The 15848-nt window shown below is 67.7% G+C and carries 15 protein-coding genes; 1 reads left to right on the forward strand and 14 read right to left on the reverse strand.

The features are described from left to right. The gene (locus tag J2S76_RS10005) at positions 1–1050 is read right to left on the reverse strand and encodes an ABC transporter substrate-binding protein (RefSeq protein WP_307060009.1); all 1050 of its coding nucleotides are present in this window, start codon (positions 1048–1050) and stop codon (positions 1–3) included. A gap of 180 nt (positions 1051–1230) precedes the next feature. Between J2S76_RS10005 and J2S76_RS10010 the strand changes: the two genes are divergently transcribed. Continuing rightward, positions 1231–2157: an SMP-30/gluconolactonase/LRE family protein gene (locus J2S76_RS10010; protein WP_307060011.1), complete on the forward strand. Its 927-nt coding sequence runs from the start codon at positions 1231–1233 to the stop codon at positions 2155–2157. A 7-nt stretch (positions 2158–2164) separates the two neighbouring features. On the opposite strand, the gene arsJ is transcribed toward J2S76_RS10010, so the two are convergent. The 13 genes from arsJ to J2S76_RS10075 all read right to left on the reverse strand — a co-directional run bounded on the left by arsJ (position 2165) and on the right by J2S76_RS10075 (position 15728). After that, complete coding sequence (gene arsJ, locus J2S76_RS10015) at positions 2165–3439, reverse strand: organoarsenical effux MFS transporter ArsJ (RefSeq protein WP_307060013.1); 1275 nt, start codon at positions 3437–3439, stop codon at positions 2165–2167. A 2-nt stretch (positions 3440–3441) separates the two neighbouring features. After that, positions 3442–4485, reverse strand: coding sequence for an ArsJ-associated glyceraldehyde-3-phosphate dehydrogenase (locus tag J2S76_RS10020; RefSeq protein ID WP_307060015.1), 1044 nt, complete (start codon positions 4483–4485; stop codon positions 3442–3444). Positions 4486–4660: 175 nt separating this feature from the next. Next, positions 4661–5413, reverse strand: coding sequence for an arsenical resistance protein ArsH (arsH, locus tag J2S76_RS10025; protein ID WP_307060018.1), 753 nt, complete (start codon positions 5411–5413; stop codon positions 4661–4663). Further along, positions 5410–6669, reverse strand: coding sequence for an MFS transporter (locus tag J2S76_RS10030; RefSeq protein WP_307060020.1), 1260 nt, complete (start codon positions 6667–6669; stop codon positions 5410–5412). Before J2S76_RS10030 ends, arsH begins: the two co-directional genes overlap by 4 nt. Further along, complete coding sequence (locus tag J2S76_RS10035) at positions 6666–8012, reverse strand: FAD-dependent oxidoreductase (RefSeq protein ID WP_307060022.1); 1347 nt, start codon at positions 8010–8012, stop codon at positions 6666–6668. Before J2S76_RS10035 ends, J2S76_RS10030 begins: the two co-directional genes overlap by 4 nt. A gap of 41 nt (positions 8013–8053) precedes the next feature. Further along, a complete protein-coding gene (locus J2S76_RS10040) occupies positions 8054–8371 on the reverse strand; it encodes an ArsR/SmtB family transcription factor (RefSeq protein ID WP_307060024.1) in 318 nt (105 codons plus the stop codon). A gap of 76 nt (positions 8372–8447) precedes the next feature. Next, positions 8448–9527 (reverse strand): ACR3 family arsenite efflux transporter, encoded by a 1080-nt coding sequence (gene arsB, locus J2S76_RS10045; protein ID WP_307060026.1) that lies wholly within the window; start codon positions 9525–9527, stop codon positions 8448–8450. Between the two features lie 121 nt (positions 9528–9648). Then, positions 9649–10086, reverse strand: coding sequence for an arsenate reductase (glutaredoxin) (gene arsC / locus J2S76_RS10050; protein ID WP_307060028.1), 438 nt, complete (start codon positions 10084–10086; stop codon positions 9649–9651). Next, the gene (locus tag J2S76_RS10055; protein ID WP_307060030.1) at positions 10076–10480 is read right to left on the reverse strand and encodes an ArsR/SmtB family transcription factor; all 405 of its coding nucleotides are present in this window, start codon (positions 10478–10480) and stop codon (positions 10076–10078) included. Before J2S76_RS10055 ends, arsC begins: the two co-directional genes overlap by 11 nt. Positions 10481–10562: 82 nt before the next feature. Continuing rightward, positions 10563–11708 (reverse strand): TroA family protein, encoded by a 1146-nt coding sequence (locus J2S76_RS10060; protein ID WP_307060032.1) that lies wholly within the window; start codon positions 11706–11708, stop codon positions 10563–10565. Between the two features lie 7 nt (positions 11709–11715). After that, positions 11716–14046 carry a TonB-dependent receptor gene (locus J2S76_RS10065; protein WP_307060034.1) on the reverse strand — a complete coding sequence of 777 codons (2331 nt, stop codon included), beginning with the start codon at positions 14044–14046 and terminating at the stop codon, positions 11716–11718. A 99-nt stretch (positions 14047–14145) separates the two neighbouring features. Continuing rightward, positions 14146–15126, reverse strand: coding sequence for a FecR family protein (locus tag J2S76_RS10070; RefSeq protein ID WP_307060036.1), 981 nt, complete (start codon positions 15124–15126; stop codon positions 14146–14148). A 101-nt stretch (positions 15127–15227) separates the two neighbouring features. After that, complete coding sequence (locus J2S76_RS10075) at positions 15228–15728, reverse strand: RNA polymerase sigma factor (RefSeq protein ID WP_307060037.1); 501 nt, start codon at positions 15726–15728, stop codon at positions 15228–15230. Positions 15729–15848 lie beyond the last annotated feature (120 nt).

Here is a 15848-nt window from a genome sequence, read left to right on the forward strand (position 1 = left end):
TCAGTTACCCGCCTTCGCCTTGAGCAGATTGTCCTGCACCCATTGCTGGGAATAGGACGGGCTGACGATAACGCCGGCCGGAAGGCTCTGATAGTCCTTGAGGTTGTCGTCGGTGACGGTGGCGACCGGCATGATCATCAGCTTGGGCGGGTTGGCACCCTTGACCAGCTCATAGGCCAGCCAGAAGGCGGCGCCGCCAATGCCGGGGGTGGTGTTCATCGAGATGGTGGAATAGCCGTTGGCGTCCTTCTGCTTCGCCCACCACTGGATGAAGTTGGAGGAACCGCCGCCCTCGATCACCGGCATCTTCTTGGCGTACTCGCCGCCATACTGGTCGAAGGCCTGGGCGATGCCGGTGTCGTCCGAGCCGCCCTGGCCGAGCACCGCGTCGACATGCGGCAGGCTGGGCAGCGCATTGGCCACTGCCGACTGGGCGACGGAGGCGGTGGCCTGGCCATAGACGGTCGCCACCACCTTCACGTCGGGGTAGTTCTTCAGCACGGCTTCCTGCGCGCCATACATGTCGGCATCCGGCGCCGAGCCCTTCACGCCGCGCACGACGATGACATTGCCCTTGCCGCCGATCTTCTTCAGCACCCACTCGGCCTGGTCGCGCTTATAGCCCTTGAAGTCGAAATTGAGCTGCCAGTTGCACGGGGCGGAGGCGATGGAGTCAAACGACACCACCTTGATCCCGGCCTTGCAGGCTTTCTCGATGATGCCGTTCACCGCCGTCTCGGAGGCGGCGTCGACGGCGATGGCGTCGACCTTCTTCAGGATCAGCTCGGCGATCTGGCTGTTCTGCTGGGCGACGGTGCCGTCGCCATTCAGGATGATGTAGTCGGCGATCCTGCCATCGGCCTTGGCCTTCTCGGCGGCTTCCTTGAAGGCGTCGACCATCTGGTGGCGCCAGCTATTGCCGAAATAGGCGTTGGCGAGCGCGATCACCGGCTTATCAGGCGTGGCCAGCGCCGGCAGGGCGCCGGCGGCAACGAGGGCAAAGGTCGCGCAGGCTGTCGCACAGGCGCGCGAAAGGGTTTTCAGGCGCATATCGTTCCTCCCATTGGCCCCGTTGTTGGGGCTCTTGATGGATTTCCCAGGCATCGGCGGTCTTCTGCCGCTCGATGGTAGCAAGAGTATCTCATTATACCAGTTGCGCAAGCCCGTCGGCCGGGTTCCTCTGTCTCCGGCATGCCGCAGGCTCTCCCCATCTCCACCGAGGCTACCCCGATGCTTGATGTCTTCGAGATCATCGATCCCCGCTTCCGCGACCTCGTCCTCCCCATCGCCTGGCTGGAGCGCCTGCATTCGGGGATGCGCTGGTGCGAGGGGCCGGTCTATTTCGCCGACCAGCGCTGCCTGATCTGGAGCGACATTCCCAATAACCGGCTGATGCGCTGGTGCGAGGACACGCAGGCCGTCGGCGTGTTCCGGGCCGATTCCAACTTCGCCAATGGCAATACGCGCGACCGGCAGGGGCGGCTTGTGACCTGCGAGCACCGCACCCGTCGCCTCACCCGCACCGAGCCGGACGGCACGCTCACCGTTCTGGCCGACCGCTACCGGGGGCGGCGGCTCAATTCACCGAACGACGTGGTGGTGAAGTCGGACGGCACGATCTGGTTCACCGATCCGACCTATGGCATCGCCTCGGATTATGAGGGCGGCCGGGCGGAGCCCGAGCAGGAGGGGCGCTATGTGTTCCGCCTCGACCCGCGCGCGGGCACGCTGGCCGTGGTGGCCGACGATTTCGACCAGCCCAATGGCCTTGCCTTCTCACCCGATGAACGCGTGCTCTATATCGCCGATTCCGGCGGCATCGGCCGCGAGGCCGGCAACCGCCATATCCGCGCCTTCACCGTCCGCGCCGACAACACGCTGGAGAATGGCCGGGTCGTCACCGAGGTGACGCCCCATGCCCCGGACGGGTTTCGCGTCGACGAGGCCGGGCGACTGTGGTCGAGTGCCGGCGACGGGGTGCACTGCTACACGCCGGAAGGGCAACTCCTCGGCAAGATCCGCGTGCCCGAGCGCGTCGGCAACCTCGCCTTTGGCGGCGCGGCCGGCAACCGGCTGTTCATCTGCGGCCACACCTCGCTCTACGCCATCTTCGTCAACACGCGCGGCGCAGCCGCTGCGCCAGCCCTCCTCGCCTAGGCGCGCGTCACCGGACGGGACGAACGGTCGATGTCGGCGCGTCCGCCTGGGTCGGCAGCGCCAGCGTCACCAGCCAGCAGACGAACAACATCACCGCCGAGCCGAGGAGGCAGGCGGTGATACCGCCGAGCTGGTAGAGGAAGCCGGAGGCGAGAATGCCGAGGAAGCGCCCGGCGGCGTTGGCAGCATAGTAGAAGCCGACATCCTCCGCCGCCTTCTCCGAGCCCGCATAGGCGAGCACGAGATAGGAATGCACCGAGGAATTCACCGCAAAGGCGACGCCGAACACGGCAAGACCGACGACCAGCACCAGTGTCGGGTCGGGTGGGGTGAGCGCCAGCGCGGCGGCGATCAGCACCGGCACGAGGGCGAGCCCCAGCGACCACATACGCGCCGCCGGCACCTCGCGCGACAGGCCATCGCGGCTGCGCGCCACCAGCGAGGGTGCCGCCGCCTGCACCAGTCCATAGCCGATGGTCCACAGCGCCAGAAACGCGCCGACCATGGTGAAGGTCCAGCCATTGGCATAGAGAAACACCGGCACGCCGACCACGAACCACACGTCGCGCGCGCCGAACAGAGCAACGCGTGCGGCCGCCAGCAGGTTGATGCCCTTCGACTTGGCGAAGAGTTCGCGGGCGCTGGCGCTGGCCTTGGCCTTGCCCATCATGGCGGGGAGCGAGAACACCACGCCGAGCATGACGAGGAACAGCGCCCCCGCCATCAGCCACAGCCCGTAGCGGAAGCCGACCAGCTGCAGCAGCAGGCCGCCGAGGAAGAAGCCGACACCCTTCATCGCGTTCTTCGAGCCGGTGAACCAGGCCACCCATTTGAACAGCCGGCCCTCCGCCTGCCCGCCCGCCTGCGACTCGGTGATCTTGATCGCCGATTTCGAGGCGGTCTTGGTCAGGTCCTTGGCGACGCCGCACACGCCCTGCGCCAGCAGCACCCAGGTGACCAGCAGCGTGCTGCCCCATTCCGGCGACACCGCCGACAGCAGCAGGAAGCCGGCGATCTGCGTCACCAGCCCCACCGTGAGCATGCGGGTGATGCCGTAGCGCGCCGCCAGCCAGCCACCGATGAAATTGGCGCCGATGCCCGCCGCCTCATAGAGCAGGAACAGGAAGGCGAGCGTGAAGGGCGAATAGCCGAGCTGGAAGAAGGTGAACAGCACCAGCATGCGCAGGGCGCCATCGGTGAGGGTGAAGCCCCAATAGGCCGCCGTCACGATGGCGTAGTTGCGCAGCCCGCTGCCGGAGGAACCCACTGAGGAAACGGTCATCGTCAGATCCCGACCTCGCGCATGTGGCAGGCGAGATCGACCATGCGGCAGGCATAGCCCATCTCATTGTCGTACCAGGCATAGACCTTGAGCAGCGTCTCATCGGTGACCATGGTCGACAGCCCGTCGACGATGGAGGAACGGGTGTCGCGGGCATAGTCGACTGACACCAGCGCGCGCGGCTCATAGCCGAGAATGCCGTTGAGCGGGCCCTGCGCGGCGGCGCGGAACAGCTCGTTCACTTCCTCGACGCTGGTCGGGCGCTGCATCTCGAACACCGCATCGGTGAGCGAGGCGTTGAGAACAGGCGCGCGCACCGCATGACCGTTCAGCTTGCCCTTCAGCTCCGGGTAGATCAGCGCGATGGCGGTGGCGCTGCCGGTCGTGGTCGGCTGCAGCGACAGCAGGGCGGAACGGGCGCGGCGCAGATCCTTGTGCGGGGCGTCGACCACCATATTGGTGTTGGTCGGGTTGTGGATGGTGGTGATCTGGCCGTGGCGGATGCCGATCGCCTCATGCACCACCTTCACGACAGGGGCGAGGCAGTTGGTGGTGCAGGACGCCGCCGTGACGATGGGGTGCCTCGCCGGCTCATAAAGCTGCTCGTTGACGCCGACGACGACATTGAGCACCGAGGGGTCCTTAACAGGCGCGGCGACGATGACGCGCCTGGCGCCCCGGTCCAGATGCCCCTGCAGCGCGGCCGGGGTGAGGAACTTGCCGGTGCATTCCAGCACCACATCGACGCCGAGATCGCCCCACGGGATATCGGCCGGCGCGGCTTGGGCGGAGAAGGAAAGGCGGGTGCCTTCAATGGTGATGGCCTCCTCGCCCGACGCCTCGATCTGTGCCCGCCAGCGGCCCTGCACACTGTCGAATTCGATGAGATGCGCGGTGGCCGCTGCGCCGCCCTTGATCTCGTTGAGATGAACGATGTCGAGCCGGTTGCCGGCGCGCGGATCGCTTGCCTGCCGCTCGGCGGCCCCCATCGCCGCCCGCAGCGCCAGCCGCCCGATCCGCCCCATGCCGTTGATGCCGACTCTCATGCCCGGTTTCCTCTCGGCTGGCTGACGCGCGCGATCTCTCGCGGCTCGCTGCGCCGTAGCAGCCCGGGATGACAGTTCCGTGACAGTGTCAGCGCCTCTGGAGCGCGAAATGGCGGATAAGCGCTGTTTCTATCGGCTTTATTTCGGGACGGATCGACATAATCAGCCGCCGTTGTCACCGCGACGGGGCCGTCCCGGTCATGGCGATGGTGGAAAGATCCGCCTCCGCCGCCACCGCCGCCTTGAGCGCGGCCTCGCGGCGCTCGCTGTAGCGGCTGGTGAAATAGTCCCGGCGGTCGCGGGTGAGCAGAGTGAACTTCATCAGTTCCTCCATCACGTCGACCACCCGGTCATAATAGGGCGACGGCTTCATCCGCCCGGCCTCATCGAATTCCTCGAACGCCTTGGCGACCGAAGACTGGTTGGGGATGGTGATCATCCGCATCCAGCGGCCGAGCACGCGCAGCGTGTTCACCGCGTTGAAGGATTGCGAGCCGCCCGACACCTGCATCACCGCCAGCGTGCGCCCCTGCGTCGGGCGGATGCCGCGATATTCCAGCGGCAGCCAGTCGATCTGGCACTTGAACACGCCTGTGAGGGTGCCGTGCCGCTCCGGGCTGCACCAGACCTGGCCTTCCGACCATTCCGACAGGCTGCGCAGCTCCTGCACCTTGGGATGCTCCGCCGGCACGCTGTCCGGCAGCGGCAGGCCGTGCGGATCGAAGATGCGCGTTTCCGCCCCCATGGCGGTGAGCAGGCGCGCGGCCTCCTCGACCAGTAGCCGGCTATAGGACCGCTCCCGCAGCGAACCATACAGCAGCAGGATGCGCGGGGGATGCGTCAGCGGGCTAGCGGGCGCCAGCTTGTCCGCGTCCGGCCGGTCGAAATGGGCGGGGTCGAGCGCGTCGGTGAAATCGTCTGTGGTCATCGGGCAGCCTCGGATGATGCGCGGCGCGACAGGAAGGCGGCCAGCCAGAAGCCGACGGCGAGCAGCAGGGTCAGGACGATGATGGCAAGGAGCACGCCGTCATAGGAGCCGGACATCGACCAGATCAGCGCCGCCGCCAGCGGGGCCACCGCGCGCGAGATCGTGCTCGGCGCCGACATCGCGCCGTTCACCGCGCCATAGGCCTCGCGGGTGAGCATTTCCGGCACGGAGAGCCCGCGCACGATGGTGGTGATGCCGTTGGCCGCGCCATAGAACAAAGCGACGAGCGCGATCAGCAGGAAGCTCGGCGGCAGCACATCGAGCGCCACCAGCGCCAGCGGGAACACCGCCACAGTGACCGAGCCGATCAGCCGCACCGGCGCGCGCGGCGCGAACACCCAGATGGCAACGCGCCCCGCCACCTGCGCCGGGCCGATCAGCGTCATCGCCGCGACCACGGCGGAGACCTCGAACCCCTTCTCCACCAACATCGGGTAGAGATGGAAGGTGAAGGCCGAGAAGGCGGCGGAATAGGCAGTGAAGGCCACCGCCAGCGCCCAGAACACCGGCTGGCGCGCCGCCCAGGCCACCGCCGCCCGGCCGCTGAGCGGGGCCGGCGAGGAAGAGGAGCGGTGCGTCGGCGCGTCGGCGGCGGGGTCGATCACCGACCAGTAGCAGCCGGCGCAGACGAGGATGTTGATCGCCGCCAGCACCATGAGCGCCTCGCGCCAGCCCACCGTATCGAGCAGCAGCTGCACCAGCGGGATGAACACGGTGGAGGCAAAGCCGCCCCACAGGGTCAGCGCCGTGATCCCCGCCCGCGCATGCGAGGGGCCGGAGCGGCGGGCGATGACGGCGAAGGCGGGATCGTACAGCGTCGCCGCCTGCAGCGCGCCGATGCCGGCCACCGCGACATAGAACAGAACGAGGCTCTCAACCTGCGACCACAGCACCAGCAGCAGCCCGGCCAGAACCGAGCCTGTGGTCATGATCAGCCGGCCATGGCCCCGGTCGATGGCGGCGCCGATGGGGTAGGCCGCAAGCCCCGCGAAGGCGAGCCCCAGCGTCGCCGCGCCATAGAGCGCGCTTTTCGACCAGCCGAGCTCATGGCCCATCGCCTCGGCGATCAGCGGGAAACTGTAATAGAGCGAGCCCCAGGAGCAGACCTGCCCGATGCCGAGCCCGGTGACGAACAGGCTGCGGGCGCCGGGCGGGCGATGCTCGCCGGCACCGGCGACAAGAACATTCTCGCTCACGCCGGCACTCCACAGCAGGCCGTGGAGGCGGCGGGCATCGTCGGCGTGGGAGGCGCGCAACAGGCGGCGCCGGTTTCACGCGGGGCGGTGCTACACACGCCGGTCTCGGGCAGCACCAGCTGCACGTCACGCGCCGCCGCGTGATCGCCGGCGATCGCGGCGATGACGGAGCGGACCTGTTCGTAACCCGTCATCATCAGAAAGGTCGGCGCCCGTCCGTAGGATTTCGAGCCGACAATGTAGAAGCCGGGTTCCGGATGCGCCAGCTCCGTCGCGCCATGTGGCGGCACGGTCCCGCAGGAATGCAGATTGGGGTCGATCAGCGGCGCGAGCGCCAGCGGGGCCTCGACGACCGGATCGAGTGCGGCCCGCACTTCACGGCACAGCGACAGGTCGGGCCGCGAGCCGGTGGCGATGATGAGGCGGTCAATGGTGAGGCTGCGCGGGTCGCCGTCCACCCGCGCTGTCAGGGCCAGCGCCTCGCCCGCCCGCTCCAGCCGCTCGGTCGTGAAGGGAGAGAGCACGGCGAGCCGGCCCGTCTCGACCGCCCGCCGCGCCGCGAGCCCAAGCGCCCCGCGCTCCGCCAGCTTGTCATCGAGACCGCCGCCCAGCGCCTTTTGCAGCCCGTTGCGGCGCAGCGCCCAGAGGATGCGGGTCTCCGGCGCCTCCTCCTGCAGGCGTAGCAGGTCGAGCACCGCATTGATGGCGGAATGCCCGCTGCCGACGACCAGCACGCGACGACCGGCATAGTCGGCGCGGGCAGACCCCAGAATGTCAGGAATGCCATAGGCGATGAGGTCCTGCGCCTCGCGCTCGCCGGGAACAGGCAGCCCATCGACGCCAAGCGGGTTCGGCTGGTGCCAGGTGCCTGATGCGTCCAGCACGGCGCGCACCTCGGTGCGCTGCTCGGCCCCTTCCGGCCCATGCCAGATGACCTGGAACGGCGCCTTCTCCCGGCCGGCGGTGGTGAGCTTGTCGAGGCCGACGCGGGCGATGGCGCGCACCTGCGCAGCGCAGCGCAGATGCGGCGCGAGGGCGGGATGACGCGCCAACGGCTCCAGATAGTCGCGGATGATGTCGGCACCGGTGGGCAAGGCGTCGGGATCGGGCGCCTGCCAGCCCCGCTCCAGCAGCAGCTCCCGGGCGGCGGCGTCCACATTGTATCGCCACGGCGTGAACACACGCACATGCGCCCAGCTGCGCAGCGCGGTGGCTATGCTGGGGCCGCGCTCGAAGATCAGCGGCGTCAAGCCGCGCCGCACGGCGTGGGCGGCAGCGGCCAGCCCCACAGGGCCGGCGCCGATGATGGCGACCGGAAGGTCGGGCTTCGATGCGGGGTCCATTTTCTATCCTTCCGGCATCTTGGAAATACAGGCCCAGAGAGTCAGCTCGCCGCGGCTTCGGAGGCGACGCAGCCGGCATCGGCGCAGCATTCGTCGGCGAGATAGCCGATCAGCGCGTCCATGGCGGGATAATGCGCGCGGCAGATCAGCGTCGTGGCGTGGCGCTCCTGCGTCACCAGCCCGGTGTCGACGAGGCGCTTCAGATGATGCGACAGCGTGGAGGCGGCGATTCCGATCCGCTCCTGCAGGCCACCGACCGGCAGGCCGGCATGACCCGCCCGCACCAGCGTCCGGTAGATCTGCAGGCGGGTCGGATTGCCCAGGGATTCAAGTTGGCGTGCGGCTTGTTCGAGATTCATGGAAATAAGCTAGGCGCCGTCGCCATCGCCGGTCAAGCTCTGTTTCGACAATTGTCGAAATATCAGCCGGCGCCCCTCAGGCGTCGGGCGCTGTCCGTGGAAACCACCTTCTGCCGAGCCGCAGCGCGACATGCACGAGGAGGATCAGCACCGGCACCTCGACCAGCGGCCCGATGACGGCGGCAAACGCCACGGGCGAGGCAAGGCCGAAGGCGGCGATGGCGACCGCGATCGCCAGCTCGAAATTATTGCCGGCGGCGGTGAAGGCGATGGCCGTGGTGCGCGGATAATCCGCCTCGATCAGTCGGCCCATCGCGAAGCTGATGAGGAACTGGACGATGAAGTAGATGGTCAGCGGGATGGCGATGATCACCGCGTCCATCGGCAGGCGCACCAGATCGCCGCCCTTCAGGCTGAACATGGCGACGATGGTGAACAAGAGCGCGCCGAGCGTGATCGGGCTGATCCTGGGCAGGAACACGTTGGCGTACCAGTCCGGCCCCTTGCGGGCGATCAGCAGCCGGCGGGTGAGGAACCCGGCCAGAAACGGAATGCCGAGATAGATCAGCACCGCCTCGGTGATGGTCCAGAAGCTGACATCCACCACGCTGCCCTCCAGCCCGAACAAGGGCGGCAGCACGGTGAGGAACAGCCAGGCATAGGTGGAGAAGAACAGGATCTGGAAGATCGAGTTGAACGCCACCAGGCCGGCGACATATTGGTTGTCGCCCTTGGCGAGCTGGTTCCACACCAGCACCATGGCGATGCAGCGGGCGAGCCCGATGAGGATCAGCCCGGTCATGTATTCCGGGTAGTCGCGCAGGAAGATCACCGCCAGGGCGAACATCAGCGTCGGGCCGATCAGCCAGTTCTGCACCAGCGAGAGCACCAGCACCCGCTTGTCGGCAAACACAAGGTGCAACTCCTCGTAGCGCACCTTGGCCAGCGGCGGGTACATCATCAGGATCAGCCCGATCGCGATCGGAATGTTGGTGGAGCCGACCGAGAGCGTGTTCAGCGCCTCCGGCAGGCCGGTGAACACCGTGCCGAGAGCGACGCCGAGCGCCATCGCCGCGAAGATCCACACGGTGAGGTAGCGGTCGAGAAAGGACAGCCGCGCGGCGGGCCGGGGCGTGAGCGCCAGGGTCTGGGACATCGGGGGTTCCGGTTCGGGTTCAGAGCGTTTTCGAGCGAAGTGGATACCGGTTCGCGTCAAGAAAACGCGTGGATTCAATAGCCTAGAGCACTTCCCCGATACAATGAATCGGGGAAGTGCTCTAGGCGGCGCGGTTGCCGTTGATGTCGATGACCAGCTGGCCGTCCTCCTTGCGAAACTCGCCGCGCTGGGGCGCGTCGAGAAGGTCGAGCACGCTCTCCGACGGCCGGCACAGCTTGACGCCGCGCGGGGTGACGACAATCGGCCGGTTGATGAGGATGGGATGGGCCATCATCGCGTCGAGCAGCGCCTCGTCACTCAGGGCAGGGTCGTCGAGGCCGAGCGCGGCATAGGGCGTGCCCTTCTCGCGCAGCACGGCGCGGACCGGAATGCCCATGCGGGCGATGAGCGAAACCAGTTCGGAGCGAGTTGGCGGTGTCTTGAGATATTCGATGATCACAGGCGTGATCCCGGCATTGCGGATCAGCCCCAGCACGTTGCGCGAGGTGCCGCAGGCGGGGTTGTGAAAGATCGTGACGTCGGCACTGTCAGGCGACATCGCAGGCCTCCTTAGTGGAGTTTCCTTGGGCGTCATAGGCGTCGGCCGGATGCGCCCCGGCGGGGCAGCAGGGCTGAAGATCGGCGATGAGCGGGGCGCAGATCTCCGGCTTGCCGCCGCAACACTCCTTCAGGAGGAAGGAAGCCAGATGACGCACCGCCTCCAGCTGGGCGCGGTAGATGATGAGCCGGCTCTGGCGCTCCGCCGCGACCAGCCCGGCGCGGGCGAGAATGCCAAAATGGGTGGAGAGCGTGTTGTGCGGCACATCGAGCCGGCGCGCCACCTCGCCCGCCGCCAGCCCTTCCGGCTCATGGGCGACGAGCAGCCGGAAGACATCGAGCCGGGTCGGCTGCGACAGCGCGGCGAAGGCGGAAAGAGCTTGATCCGTGTCCATATGTCGACGATAACCGACACGTGGACGCAAGACAAGCGTTCTGTTCGCGCGCCTTTAAGATGTTCGACTGTCGCGTGGCGGCCTAGGGCGGCTGTTGCAACGAGGTCCAGTAGGTGCCTTCCAGCGGGAAGGGCTGGAAGCGTTGGTGCAGCCGGTGCAGCAGGCCTTCCGGGTCGAGATCGGCGAACAGCTCGGGGTGGAGCCACTTCGCGAACGCCTGCAGCGCCGCGACATTGAACGGCGAATTGTAGAAATGGTGCCACACGGCGAACGCCCGGCCGGCTTTCACCGCCGGCAGTTCGGCGATGCCGACGCGCCTTGTGGCGCGGGCGAGGCTCTCGGCCGCCTGCTGGGCCGCGACATCCGGCCCAAGCGCGATCCACGGACTGTCGGGCGGGCTTGATGCGCTGCCGATAGCGGTGCCGATATAGATGTCCGGCGGGTTGACCAGCAGATATTCGAGACTGACCGTGCCGGCATCGGCCGGGATGACGCCGGCGGCGAGGTTGGTGCCGCCCGCCGCGGTGACGAAATCGCCCATCATGCCGCGCACCATGGTCTCGCAGCAGGGCATGAGGCCCACCCGGCTCTCAATGAAGACGCGCGGTGCCGGCGGGCGGTGCCGCGCCAGCCGATCGCGCACGACGTCATAGGCGGCGCGCCACTCGGCGACGAACGACGCCGCCTCACGCTCGCGGCCCAGCACGGCCCCGAGCACCTCGATGCTTTTGGGCGTGTTGACCAGCGGATCGGTGCGGAAATCGATGAAGACGAGGACGATGCCGGCCTGTTCGAGCACCTCGATCACCCGCGCATTGCTCGCGCCCGGCCCGTGCCCGTCGAGCCCGAAAATGGCGACCTGCGGGCGCAGCGCCAAAGCCCGCTCCACGCTGAAACTGTCCGGCGAGGCGCGGCCGAAGCGGGGAATGTCGGCGATGGCGGGGAAGCGCGCGCGGAAGCGGGCATAGGTCGCCGGATCGACCTGCTCATAGTCGCCCATCATGCCGACGACGCGGCCGATGGGCTCGTCGCGGTCGAGAATGGCAAGGGCCGGGATATAGCGGCCCTCGCCGATGATGAGGCGCTCCACTTTGTCGGGCACGGTGACCGTGCGGCCGGCGAGGTCGACGATCTCCCGCGCGGCCGCCGCCGCCGGCCAGAGCGCCACCAGCCCGGCGGCGAGCAGGGCGACAAGCGCGGCGGCGTGCGCGGCAGAACGAGGCGTCATCGGCGGCTCAGAACTTCGCCGAGGCGGTGACGATGAAGGAGCGCCCCGGCTGGTAGAGCGGCACGACATCGGCAATGTCCTGGCCATAGGTGCCGCGGCTGGCATAGGTCTCGTCGAACAGATTGTTGATGTCGAGCCGCAGCATCAGGTGCGGCGCGGTGACCGGCCGGTACTCGGCATAGACATTGACGACGGTGTAGCCGGGTATGGTCGTCGTCAGCGTCTCGCCATCCGGCAGCAGCGCCGGCACGTCGTCCATCTCCAGCGCCACCTCGATGTTGCCGCCGATGGTGAGGCCCCATTCGGGAATACTGTGGGCGGCGACGAAGGTAATCATCTGGCCGACCGGCGTGGCGAGGTAGTTGCCGGTGTCCGAATCCGCCGCCTCGCCGTCGATGGTGACGTCGATATCGGCGTATTTCACCCTGATGAAGCCGGTGTCCCATTCATAGCCGGCGGCCAGCTCGAAGCCGCGCGATTCGATGTCGCGGGCGCGGATCGCACCCAGGACGCGGTTGCTGTAGGTGACGACGCGGGCATTGTAGATGTCGGTGCGGAAGACGCTCCCCTCCAGGGTGAAGCCCTGATAGGTCGCCTTCAGCCCCGCCATGGCGTTGTTCGAGGTCACCGGCTCAGCGCCGCCGTCATAGTCCCAGGCCGGGTTCATGTAGAAATTCTCGGCCAGCGGAATGCCGGCCCAAACATGGGAATAGCCGGCGCGCGCGGTCAGGAAGTTCTCGACCACGTCGTACTCGCCCGACACATTGCCGCTCAGCCCGGCATTGTCCCAGGACTCGCCTGTCGTGCCGGTGAACCACTGGTTATCGGCGCGGCCGCCAAAGGACAGGCGGGTGCGCTCCCACGGCTCCAGCCGCGCCTGCGCGTAGAGGCCGACATTGGTCGCCTTTTCGGTGGCGGCGTCATAGGGATCGTAGAGCTGGGCGGTGTCGTCATAGAAGTCGATGCCGGCGATGACATCGCCGATGCCGAAGGCGAACTTGTTCTCGAACTTGCCGTTGAAGCTGTCGGTCTTGCCGGAGGCCGTATAGGGCGAGGGCAGGCCGGAACGGGGGTTAAGATAGGTGAGCTTCGAGATTTCGGTCGAGCTGTAGGCGAGCACCAGCTTGGGGTCCCACCAGCCCTCGGGGGTGGAGTCGGTGTAGGTGAACACCGTGTTCTGGCGCTGGATATCGTAAGGCGTCAGCTCCGGGTCCCATGGCCGCGCGCCGGGAAAGTCCGAGCCATTGGCGCGGTAGGGGCGCGGGGCGTCGTCGCTGACGCTCTCATAGCTGAGGCTGAAGCGGTCGCCGGTGGGGGCCTCATAGGAGACCTTGCCGATGCCGTTGAGGAGGTTGGTGCTGGTGCCCATCACCACATCGCCATTGCCGGCGGTGAACTCGTTGCCCTGGCCGACATTGAAATAGCCCAGCGTCTCGAAGCCGCCCTGGCGGGCATAGCCGGTGATGTTGGCGAGCGAGGTGTCGCCGTTGAAGTTGAACGAGTATTTGCCGATGCCGCCGAAGCCGTCGGCCTCGAGGAAGTCGCGCGCGTCCTTGGTCTCATAGGCGATGGTGCCGGCCAGCGCGCCGGGGCCGGCATCGGCCGGGGCGACGCCCGCATCGACGCGCACGGCCTTCAGCACGCCGGGATCGATCAGGTTGGTGCCCATATGGTGGAACACCTTGTTGTTCTGCCGGCTGCCGTCGATGGTCACGGCGAGGTTGGTCTCCTCGATGCCGTGGACATAGACCTTCTGCGACATCGGCACCGAGCTGCCGACCTCGATGCCGGGCTGCTCGCGGAACACGTCGGCGAGGTTCTGCGGGTTGAGCCGCTCCAGCGCCTGCGGGCCGATCACCGTCTCGGCCACGCCGCCCCGGCTGATGCCGTCGCCGGCGACCGAGATGACATCCAGCAGCTCGCCCTCGACCGCGCCATCGGCATGGCTTTCCACCGGCGCGCTCTGGCCGACCACGGCGGTGCCTTCGCCTGTTATGCGGAAGGCGATGCCGGTGCCTTCCAGCATGCGGGCAAGGGCCTGGTGCGGCGTGAGGCTGCCCTGCACCGGCCGCGAGGTGACGCCGCGCGAGGTCGCGGAGGCCAGCGTCACCTGCAGGCCGGACTGGCGCCCGAAAGCATTCAGCGCGCTGGCGAGCGGCTGGGCGGGAATGTTGAACGGGCGGGCCGCGCTGGTGGCGACCGGCGCCGCCGTCTGGGCGAGGCCGTCCGTCACGCCGGCGAGGCAGATGAAGGCGGTGGTCGCCATCAGGCGCAGCGCGCGGCGGTTCGGTGTGGACGGCGCCGCAACAGTGTCGGCGGGGCGCATCGGCGCGCTCATCAAGTCGTCTCCCCAGATCGTTCCGTGCGTTCAGCGAACGCATCCCGGGAGTCAGACGATCGAGCCCGCGCGGTTTTTCATCCCGCCGCGCAAAATCTCCTAGAAGCGCGAGAGAACCCGCATATAGGGCGAGATTTCCCGCATCCGGCCGCCATGCGGCTCCACCAGCGCGCGCAAAGCGCGGTCGGGATCGGTGAGATCGTAAAGGCCGGTGACGCGCTGCTGCGCCAGGGCGCCGTCCGGCACGGTGATCCAGGCGCGGTGGTAGCGCTGCAGCTGCTCGACCACGGCGGCGATCGTCGCGTCCTGGACGAACAGCCGGCCCTCGCGCCACACGGCGATGTCGTCCACCGCGATCTCGCCTTTGACCAGCGCGCCGGTGCGCAGGTCGACACGCGCGCTCTCCCCCGGCGCCAGCCGGGCATGCGCCTGCCCATGGCCGGGATAGTCCAGGCTCACCGCCCCCTCTGCCAGCTCGACGCCGGCATCGGTGGAGGTGAGCCGCACATTGAAGCGGGTGCCGAGCACGGTGACGTCAACACCACCGGCATCGACCACGAAGGGCCGCGCCGGATCGGGGCGCACCTCGAAGAAGGCTTCGCCCGCCAGCAGGCGGACGAGGCGCGTGGTGCCGTTGAGGTCCACCGCCACCGCGCTGTCGGCGCCGAGTTCGATCCGGCTGCCATCGTCGAGCGCAAGCGCCTGCCGCGCGCCCGTGCCGGTGCGGTAATCGGCCTCCAACAGCAGAAGCAGCGCGGGAAAAGCGAGAAAAGCCGCCAGGCCGGCGGCCAGCGCCGCGGCTATGCCGAGCGGACGCCACAGCCGTCGCGGGAAGGACATGACGCGGGAATGGGGAGCTTCCTGCCGCTCATCGGCAAGCGGCGAGGCAGCGGCCGGCGCCAGCGCGGCCATGAGCTGCCAGGAGCGCTCGACGCTGGCATAGGCCCGGCGATGCTCGTCCCGCTCCTCCAGCCATTGCGCGAGAGCGCGCGCCAGCGCGGCATCGCCGGGCGCCTCCCGCACCCGCATCAGCCAGTCCGCCGCCACCTCGTGGAGCGACAATGTTGCATCGTCAGTCAAGGCGCGTCATCGCCGCTCATTCGCGCTTCTCAGGAAGCGGCACCGTTACCATGCAGAAGACGATCTGCTGCGCGCTAGTTTTCATGTCCACATCGCGATTGTCACCCGCCCGCCCGGTCGAGCTCCTGCGCCAGTCGCGCCAGCGCCGCGCGCACATGCCGATGGGCGGTTGCCACCGAAATGCCCAGCCGGGCGGCGACCTCCTCCAGCGTGCAGCCGGCGAAACGGTACATTTCCAGCGCTTTGCGCTGCTCGGGCGGCAGTTCGCTCACCAGCCGCGCGACCCGCCGGACCTCGTCCCGGTCAATGAGCTGCCGCTCGGGCGAGGCTTCCGGCGCCGGCTGCGCCCAGTCGGGAAGCGCGTCCGATTGCGTACGGGATTCGAGCCTGCGCCGCTTCAAGCTGTCGAAGGCAAGGTTGCGAACGATGCGGTAGAGATAGCCGATGCCGCGCTCGGCCTCGTCATTCGCGGGCGGGAATTTGAGGAAGGCGTCATGCACCACGTCCTCGGCCGCCTCGCGCGAGCCAAGGATCGGCGTCGCATAGGCGACCAGCGCCGAGCGATGCGAGGCGTAGAGGCCCGACCAGTCATTTCGTCCCATGCCGACAACATTGACCCAGGGTCACAGCGGAATGGGAATAGCCGGATCGGTTTTTCCACGCAATAACAATGATTTAGAAGGAATCAAATCTGCAAGGCGCCTTTACGTCCGGCAGGGGCG

Source organism: Ancylobacter vacuolatus (genome assembly GCF_030813595.1).
Classification (GTDB): Bacteria; Pseudomonadota; Alphaproteobacteria; order Rhizobiales; family Xanthobacteraceae; genus Ancylobacter; species Ancylobacter vacuolatus.

What these genes read in the sequence shown, in the direction of transcription:
- J2S76_RS10005 (WP_307060009.1), bottom strand. Translation starts at nt 1,050, where the DNA reads ATGCGCCTGAAAACCCTTTCGCGCGCCTGTGCGACAGCCTGCGCGACC.
- J2S76_RS10010 (WP_307060011.1), top strand. Translation starts at nt 1,231, where the DNA reads ATGCTTGATGTCTTCGAGATCATCGATCCCCGCTTCCGCGACCTCGTC.
- arsJ (WP_307060013.1), bottom strand. Translation starts at nt 3,439, where the DNA reads ATGACCGTTTCCTCAGTGGGTTCCTCCGGCAGCGGGCTGCGCAACTAC.
- J2S76_RS10020 (WP_307060015.1), bottom strand. Translation starts at nt 4,485, where the DNA reads ATGAGAGTCGGCATCAACGGCATGGGGCGGATCGGGCGGCTGGCGCTG.
- arsH (WP_307060018.1), bottom strand. Translation starts at nt 5,413, where the DNA reads ATGACCACAGACGATTTCACCGACGCGCTCGACCCCGCCCATTTCGAC.
- J2S76_RS10035 (WP_307060022.1), bottom strand. Translation starts at nt 8,012, where the DNA reads ATGGACCCCGCATCGAAGCCCGACCTTCCGGTCGCCATCATCGGCGCC.
- J2S76_RS10040 (WP_307060024.1), bottom strand. Translation starts at nt 8,371, where the DNA reads ATGAATCTCGAACAAGCCGCACGCCAACTTGAATCCCTGGGCAATCCG.
- arsB (WP_307060026.1), bottom strand. Translation starts at nt 9,527, where the DNA reads ATGTCCCAGACCCTGGCGCTCACGCCCCGGCCCGCCGCGCGGCTGTCC.
- arsC (WP_307060028.1), bottom strand. Translation starts at nt 10,086, where the DNA reads ATGTCGCCTGACAGTGCCGACGTCACGATCTTTCACAACCCCGCCTGC.
- J2S76_RS10055 (WP_307060030.1), bottom strand. Translation starts at nt 10,480, where the DNA reads ATGGACACGGATCAAGCTCTTTCCGCCTTCGCCGCGCTGTCGCAGCCG.
- J2S76_RS10060 (WP_307060032.1), bottom strand. Translation starts at nt 11,708, where the DNA reads ATGACGCCTCGTTCTGCCGCGCACGCCGCCGCGCTTGTCGCCCTGCTC.
- J2S76_RS10065 (WP_307060034.1), bottom strand. Translation starts at nt 14,046, where the DNA reads ATGAGCGCGCCGATGCGCCCCGCCGACACTGTTGCGGCGCCGTCCACA.
- J2S76_RS10075 (WP_307060037.1), bottom strand. Translation starts at nt 15,728, where the DNA reads ATGGGACGAAATGACTGGTCGGGCCTCTACGCCTCGCATCGCTCGGCG.